Source organism: Kitasatospora sp. NPDC058218 (genome assembly GCF_042882445.1).
Classification (GTDB): domain Bacteria; phylum Actinomycetota; class Actinomycetes; order Streptomycetales; family Streptomycetaceae; genus Kitasatospora.
Window position 1 is genome coordinate 40,013 of the sequence record NZ_JBHVWC010000030.1, and the last position, 7,139, is coordinate 47,151.

Consider the following 7,139-nt stretch of genomic DNA (forward strand, 5'->3'; position numbering starts at 1 on the left):
TCTTTAACACCCCACCCCACCCCCCGCCCCCTTGTGTTGGGGTGACCCCCCGCGGCCCCCGGTTTTTTTTTTTTTTGTTTTTTTTTTTTTTTTTTTTTTTTGGTCCCGGCCCCCCCCCCCCCCCCCACTCCGCCCCGCCACGCCCGCCACCGCACCCCCCACGCCCGCCCCGCGTCACTCCAGCGGCTGCTCCGTCCAGATCACCTTGCCGCTGGCCGTGTAACGCGTGCCCCAGCGGTCCGCGAACTGCGCGACCAGGAAGAGCCCGCGCCCGCCCTCGTCCGTCGTGGCCGCGTACTTCAGGTGCGGCGAGGTACTGCTGGCGTCGGACACCTCGCAGATCAGCGCCCGGTCGCGGAGCAGCCGGACCCGGATCGGCCCCCGCCCGTACCGGATCGCATTGGTCACCAGCTCGCTCAGGATCAGCTCGGTGACGAACGCCGCCTCGTCCAGCCCCCACTGCTCCAGCCGCTCCGCCACCGCCGCCCGCACCTCGCCCACCGCGGCCGGATCGGAGGGCACGTCCCACTCCGCCACCTGGTCGGGCGCCAGCACCCGGGTCTGCGCCACCAGCAGCGCGATGTCGTCCTGCGGCCGTGCCGGGAGCATCGCGCCCAGCACGTCCGCGCAGGTCTGCTCGGGCGTCCGGGGCGGTCCGGCGAGCGAGGCCCGCAGCATCTCCAGTCCCTCGTCGATGTCCCGCTCGCGGTCCTCGACCAGCCCGTCGGTGTACAGCACCAGTCGGCTGCCCTCCGCCACGTCCAGCTCGGTGGTCGTGAACGGCAGCACCCCCAGCCCCAAGGGCGGCCCGGTCGGCAGCTCCGGGAACTCCACCCGTCCGTCCGGACCGACCAGGGCCGGCGGCGGGTGCCCCGCACTGGCCAGCGTGCAGCGCCGCGACACCGGGTCGTAGATCGCGTACAGGCAGGTCGCGCCGGTGACCGCCGCCGAACCACCGGTCGCCGACTCCTCCTGGTCGATCCGGTTCACCAGCTCGTCCAGGTGCCCGAGCAGCTCGTCCGGCGGCAGGTCGAGCGTCGAGAAGTTGTGGATCGCCGTCCGCAGCCGGCCCATCGTCGCCGCCGCGTGCAGCCCGTGCCCCACCACGTCCCCGACCACCAGTGCGACTCGCGCGCCCGGCAGCGGGATCAGGTCGAACCAGTCCCCGCCCACCCCCGCCTGGGCCGGCAGGTACCGGTGCGCGACGTCCAGCGCGTTCTGCGCGGGCAGGCTGCGAGGCAGCAGGCTGTGCTGCAGCGTCACCGCCATCGCGTGCTCGCGGGTGTAGCGGCGCGCGTTGTCGATGCAGACCGCGGCGTGCGAGACCAGCTCCTCGGCCAGCGCCAGGTCCTCCTCGTCGAACGGCTCCGCCCGGTCCGCCCGCCAGAACCGCGCCACCCCCAGCAGCACCCCGCGCGCCCGCAGCGGCACCCGGACCAGGGAGTGCACCCCGTACTCCAGTGCCTGTACCGACCGCTCCGGGTCCTGCGCCCGCCAGGCCTCCGCTTCCGCCAGCCGCGGCTCCAAGCCGGGCAGTCCGGTGTCCAGCGCCCCCGCCAGCGGTGTCGACGGCACGACCTCCACCACCGTGCCCACCGCGTAGAACGGCGAGTCGTCCCGGACGCCGCTGAACGCCGCCCGCCGCATCCGCCCGAGCGCCTGCCCCTGCGGCGGCTCGTCACCCTCCAGCACCTCCTCGGCCAGATCGACGCTGACGAAGTCCGCGAACCGCGGCACCGCCACCTGCGCCAGCTCCTGGGCCGTCCGCGTCACGTCGAGCGAGCTGCCCACCGTCACCCCGGCGTCGTACAGCAGCCGCAGCCGCCGCTGCGCCACCTCGGCCCGCCCGGACAGCGCCAGCAGCTCGGTGGAGTCACGCAGGGTGGCGACGCAGCCCGGCGGACCGCCGTCGCGGTCGGTCAGCCGGACGTTCACGGCCAGCAGCAGCTCACCGGCCAGTACCACCTCGTCGGTGACCGGCCGGTTGGCGGTGAGCAACTCCTCGGGCGCCCGGTCCAGGCCCAGCTCGGTCACCAGCCGCCCCTCGGCGTCGGCGGGCAGGTCCAGCAGCCGGCGCGCCTCGTCGTTGCAGAGCAGCAGCCGCCCGTCGCCGGCGACGATCAGCACACCCTCGCGCACGGCGTGCAGCACCGCCGCGTGGTGCTCGTACATCCGCGTCATCTCGGCGGGGCCCAGCCCGTGGGTCTGGCGCCGCAGCCGCCGGCTGACCAGCGCCGTCCCGCAGGTGGCCAGCCCCAGGGCGACCGCCGCGGCGCCGAGCACCACGGGCAGCTGCCGCTCGCTCGCGCTGCTGATGTTGGCGATCGTGACCCCCGCCGAGACCGCGCCGACCACCGAGTCGTCCGGTGCGCGGACCGGCACGATCGCCTGGACCAGTGGTCCGATCGTGCCGTTGACCTGCTCGGTCACCACCTGCCCCTGCAGTGCGGGCTCGTAGTTGCCGACGAACTTCTGGCCGATCCGGGCCGGATTGGGGTGGGTGTAGCGGATGCCGTCGGTGTTGAGGACGACGATGAAGTCCACGCCCGCGTTGAGCGCTGCGGCCTGCGCCTTCGGCTGGAGGATCGCGGTCGGGTCGGGGGAGCGCAGCGCCTCGACGATGCCCGGCGAGTTGGCGAAGGTCTGCGCGACCGCCACCGACCGGTTGGTCGCCTCGTGCCGGGCGTCGTTGCGGGACTGCACCACCAGCGCGATCACGGCGGCGGCGACCAGCAGCAGCACCACCAGCACCTGCAGCGCGAAGACCTGCCCGGCCACCGACCGGCGCCGCACCGGCCTCGGCCGAGCGCCATTCGGCTGCTGTTGCCGACCGTGTGGGCGCCCACCGGAGGAGCCGGCGGTACCAGCGGCACGGGAGGAGATGGCGGAACCGGAAGTGCCATCGGCCGACGGAGCCCATGATCGGCCCGGAAAACGGGCCATACGTCATATTTGCACTCCATAGACCTACAGGCCAAGGCCAGGCACATCCATCCCTGGGCCGTTTGGCCTTCTCCACTCCGGCTTGGCAAGATCGCAGGGTGTCCGAACCCAGCACCATCACCGACCCCGCCGACCCGCGCCTAGGCGACTACACCGGTCTGACCGACGTCGAACTGCGTCGCCGCCGCGAGCCCGCCGAGGGCCTGTTCATCGCCGAGGGCGAGAAGGTCATCCGCCGGGCCCTCGCCGCCGGCTACCGGATGCGGTCGATGCTGCTGACGGCCAAGTGGCTGGACGTGATGGCGGACGTGATCGCCGGGACCGACGCCCCCGTCCACGTGGTCGAGCCCGGGCTGGCCGAGGCGGTCACCGGCTACCACGTCCACCGCGGCGCGCTCGCCTCGATGGAGCGCCGGCCGCTGCCGGACGCCGCCGAACTGCTGGCCGGAGCCCGCCGGGTGGCCGTGCTGGAGGGGCTGGTCGACCACACCAACCTGGGCGCGATCTTCCGCAGCGCGGCCGCGCTCGGCATGGACGCCGTGCTGCTCTCGCCCGACTGCGCGGATCCGCTGTACCGGCGCGCCGTCAAGGTCTCCATGGGCGCCGTCTTCGCCGTCCCCTACGCGCGACTGGAGCCGTGGCCGGCCGCGCTGGACACCGTGCGCGCCGCCGGCTTCAGCCTGCTCGCCCTCACCCCCGCCGAGGACGCCGTCGAGCTGGCGGCCCTGGCCCCGCACCGCCTCCCCAAGGCGGCCCTGATGCTCGGCGCCGAGGGTGACGGCCTCACCGGCCGGGCCCTCGCGGCCGCCGACCACCCCGTCCGCATCCCGATGGCGCACGGCATCGACTCCCTCAACGTGGGCGCCGCCGCGGCCGTGGCCTTCTACGCCGTCACCGCCACGGCCTGACGCGCACCCGTCCGCCCCGGCGCCCGGCCGGGGAACTCGTGAGCGGGGAGTGGGAAGTCGGACCGGCCGACTTCCGGTGCACGCGCGGCACGGGCGGCCCGACGCGGCCCGACGCGGCCCGGGGCCGGACGGCCGGGTGCCCGAGGGTCAGCCCGCCGGGGCCGTCGGCGGGGCGGGCGCGGCGGCGGGCGGCGGCGTGACGGTCAGGGTGGGGGCGCCGGGCCAGGACTCCTCGATGGTCCCGTCCGACCGCACCGTGTAGCGGGTGGAGGCCACCGCGCCGGTCTGGGAGGCCCGCTCCTCGCGGACCAGCGCGCCGTTGTCGAGCCGCCAGGTGGCCGTCGCCTGCGGATCGGCGGCCGACGAGCGGGAGGCCAGCGCCACGGGCGCGTCGCCGTTGAAGGTGAACAGCTGGACCAGGTCGGCCGGCACCGAGCCCTCCGCCCGGCGCAGCACCACCAGGGCCGCCGGCCCGCCCTTGTAGCGGGCCGGGAGGACGGTGCTGAGCGCCACCTGCGGGCCCGCCCCCGCCGAGCGCCCGTCGCGCAGCGCGATCGCCGGGCCGCCCGCCGGATCGGGGTAGCTGCGGTTGGGCCAGTCCACCACCGGCCCGGCGCCCTGGGGCGGCGCCAGCGCGCCGTCACCCGCCGCCGCACTGCCGTGCGCCGCCGCGGCGGCCGCGGCCGCCAACGGTGTCGCGGACTGGGCCGCGCCGTCGGCCGAGAGCCCGGCTCCCGGTGCGGCGGAGCTCGGCTGTTGGGAGGGCGCGGCGCTGACCGCCACCCCGGCACCGCGGGTCGGGCCGAGGCTCTGGTCGTCCCGGTTCTCGCACCCCTGGGCCGCCGCGATCGCCAGTGCCACACCGACCGTCACGGTGACGAAGACGATCAGCCGCTGGCGCAGCAGCCGCTGCCGGGCGGTACCGGGGCGGCCGGGGACGGGCGTGTGCTGCCGGTCGCCGGCCCGTCCGCGCGGCCGGTCCGGCCGCGGCTCGCGCTCGCGGGGACCGGCCGGCCCGCCGGGCCCGCCGGTCCGCCCCGGCGGCGGGGTCTGCTGGCGTTCGCGCAGCGGCCGGGTGGTGTGGGTCGCCTCGGGCCGCGGCATGGGCGCGGTGGCCGCCTGTCCGGGTCTGCCCTGCGGCCGCCGCTGGGCGGCGGTGCCGGGGTGGGCTCCCGGGTGGGCCCCCGGGTGCGCGGCGGGGTGTTGGCCGGCCGGGCGGCTCGCCGCCGCGGCCCGGGCGCGCGAGGCGCCCGCCGGGTCGGGTGCCCGCCCCGGCGCGGGTACGCCGCGCGCGGCGGCGGCCGCCTGCCCCGGGGTCGGGGCCGGGCCGTGCCCGGGGGTGCTCGGCCGGGCTCCGGCGGCGGCTGCGCGGCCGGCGGCCCCGCGGCCGGGCCGCTCCGCCGTCGGGCCGTCGGTGGTGCCGCGCGCCGCCAGCTCGCTCAGCCGCTCGTGCAGGGCGGCCGCACCGGGCCGCTCGGCGGGCTCCTTCGCCAGGCAGGCCCGGATCAGCGGTGCCAGCTGCGGCGGTACGGCCGACAGGTCGGGCTCCTCGTGCACGACCCGGTACAGCATCACTTCGGAGGAGGCGCCCGAACCGAACGGGGTGTCCCCGGTGAGCGCGTACGCGAGCGTCGCCCCGAACGCGAAGACGTCCGTCGCGGGCGTCACGGCGGCGCCGCGGACCTGCTCGGGCGCGAGGAAGCCGGGGGAGCCGACCGCCGTGCCGACGTGGGTGAGCGTGCTGGCCCCGCGGGACCAGGCGATCCCGAAGTCGATGATCCGCGGCCCGCGGGGCGAGAGCAGGATGTTGGAGGGCTTGAGGTCGCGGTGGACGACCCCGGCCTCGTGCACCTTGACCAGTCCGTCGGCCAGCGCCGCGCCGATCCTGGCGGCCTCCGGCCAGCCGAGCGGGCCGCCGTCGCCGACCCGCTTGTAGAGCGAGGGCCCGGGGACGTACGCGGTGGCCAGCCAAGGGCGTTCGGTCTCGATGTCGGAGCCGACCACCCGTGCCGTGCAGCCGCCCCGGATCCTGGAGGCGGCGGCGATCTCACGGGCGAAGCGGGTCCGGAACTCCATGTCCTCGGCCAGCTCCGCGCGGATCAGCTTGAGCGCCACCCGCTGCCCGCGCCGGTCCGAGCCGAGGTAGACGACGCCCATGCCGCCGGCTCCGAGCCGTCGGTGCAGCCGGTACGGCCCGACGATGCGGGGGTCCTCACGCCTCAGCCGCATCATCGCCATCATCGTTCCCCGTCAGCCTGTGGATGAGGCCCCGTCGGTGTGGGGCATCGTCAGTTCCTGTCGGGCACAGCTTACGGACTGCCTGCTGCGGTGTGCTGATACGCAACACCTGAACCCTCCGTGCGATTGTCCGATCTTGCACTGACAGTCACGCGCGGGGCGGCGAATCGCTTCTCGGGGTCGGCTCTCAGGGTTCCCCCGGGGGTGCGGCGCAGGGCGTCTCCCCCTGCGGTAGTACTCCTCAAGTCGGAGCGTCATCCTCGGGGATGCCCGGAGAACAGTACGACGGCATGACGTCCGACCACCCCCTCGGGCCATAGCGTTGTGCTCAGCGGTGGACGGGGCACTCGTCCCCCGAGGTAAGCCGTCCACCGCGTCCACTTCGGCCCACCGGTCGGCACGAGCAGCGCACGATCCAAGCAGCGCAGGAATCAGGAGTGAGGGCATGGCACCGCAGCTCACGGGATCCCCCCGCCGCCGTCGGCCGGCCTTCACCCAGCGCCAGGCCGCGGAGCCGACGAGGCACCCGGCGGTGGCGCTGGCCATCGCCCTGCCCTGCGCCGTGCTGCTAGTCATGCTCTTCGGAGGCTGGGAGCAGATGGCGAGCCAGGCCCAGGCCGTCGCCGATCTGATCAAACACTGACCGATGGACCTGTGAATCCCGGCCGGGCACCAGCCCCGGCCGGCCACTGAACGGGCACTGATCCCCTGGGGACGGGGAGTCGGTGCCGCCGGGGAAGGCCGTGCCCGCGATGACACGCGGACGGGCGTGAGCGGTGCACAGAGCACCCCGGCAGGCGGAGATGCCGCGTATGGACGTCGGTGAGGGCGTCCGTACGCGGCTCTTCTTCTCCCGAGACTTCCCCCGAGACGTTCCCGGCGCGGCCCGCACCCCCACGGCCCCCGGCGCGGACACCCCGGAGCACGCAAAAGGGCCGGGCCGGTGATCCTCGCGGATAACCGGCCCGGCCCTTACTGTGCGCGATACTGGGATTGAACCAGTGACCCCTACCGTGTCAAGGTAGTGCTCTCCCGCTGAGCTAATCGCGC

4 protein-coding genes and 1 tRNA gene are annotated in these 7,139 nt (G+C 75.2%); 2 read left to right on the forward strand and 3 right to left on the reverse strand.

Features of this window, described 5'->3' with window-relative positions; genetic code table 11:
• Positions 1 to 174: 174 nt before the first annotated feature.
• A complete protein-coding gene (locus tag ACFVYI_RS20250; RefSeq protein ID WP_387887363.1) occupies positions 175 to 2,943 on the reverse strand; it encodes a SpoIIE family protein phosphatase in 2,769 nt (922 codons plus the stop codon).
• 98 nt (positions 2,944 to 3,041) lie between these two features.
• On the opposite strand from ACFVYI_RS20250, the gene ACFVYI_RS20255 reads away from it, so the two are divergent.
• A complete protein-coding gene (locus ACFVYI_RS20255) occupies positions 3,042 to 3,851 on the forward strand; it encodes a TrmH family RNA methyltransferase (RefSeq protein WP_387887366.1) in 810 nt (269 codons plus the stop codon).
• A gap of 147 nt (positions 3,852 to 3,998) precedes the next feature.
• On the opposite strand, the gene ACFVYI_RS20260 is transcribed toward ACFVYI_RS20255, so the two are convergent.
• A complete protein-coding gene (locus ACFVYI_RS20260) occupies positions 3,999 to 6,083 on the reverse strand; it encodes a protein kinase (protein ID WP_387887369.1) in 2,085 nt (694 codons plus the stop codon).
• Positions 6,084 to 6,534: 451 nt separating this feature from the next.
• On the opposite strand from ACFVYI_RS20260, the gene ACFVYI_RS20265 reads away from it, so the two are divergent.
• Entirely contained in the window at positions 6,535 to 6,732 is a 198-nt protein-coding gene (locus ACFVYI_RS20265; RefSeq protein ID WP_387887372.1) for a hypothetical protein, read from the forward strand.
• A 335-nt stretch (positions 6,733 to 7,067) separates the two neighbouring features.
• Here ACFVYI_RS20265 and ACFVYI_RS20270 read toward each other — a convergent pair.
• Positions 7,068 to 7,139, reverse strand: a tRNA-Val gene (locus tag ACFVYI_RS20270).

Excerpts from the sequence above, each read along its gene's own strand:
- ACFVYI_RS20250 (WP_387887363.1), bottom strand. The coding sequence starts at position 2,943 with ATGGCCCGTTTTCCGGGCCGATCATGGGCTCCGTCGGCCGATGGCACT.
- ACFVYI_RS20260 (WP_387887369.1), bottom strand. The coding sequence starts at position 6,083 with ATGATGCGGCTGAGGCGTGAGGACCCCCGCATCGTCGGGCCGTACCGG.
- ACFVYI_RS20265 (WP_387887372.1), top strand. The coding sequence starts at position 6,535 with ATGGCACCGCAGCTCACGGGATCCCCCCGCCGCCGTCGGCCGGCCTTC.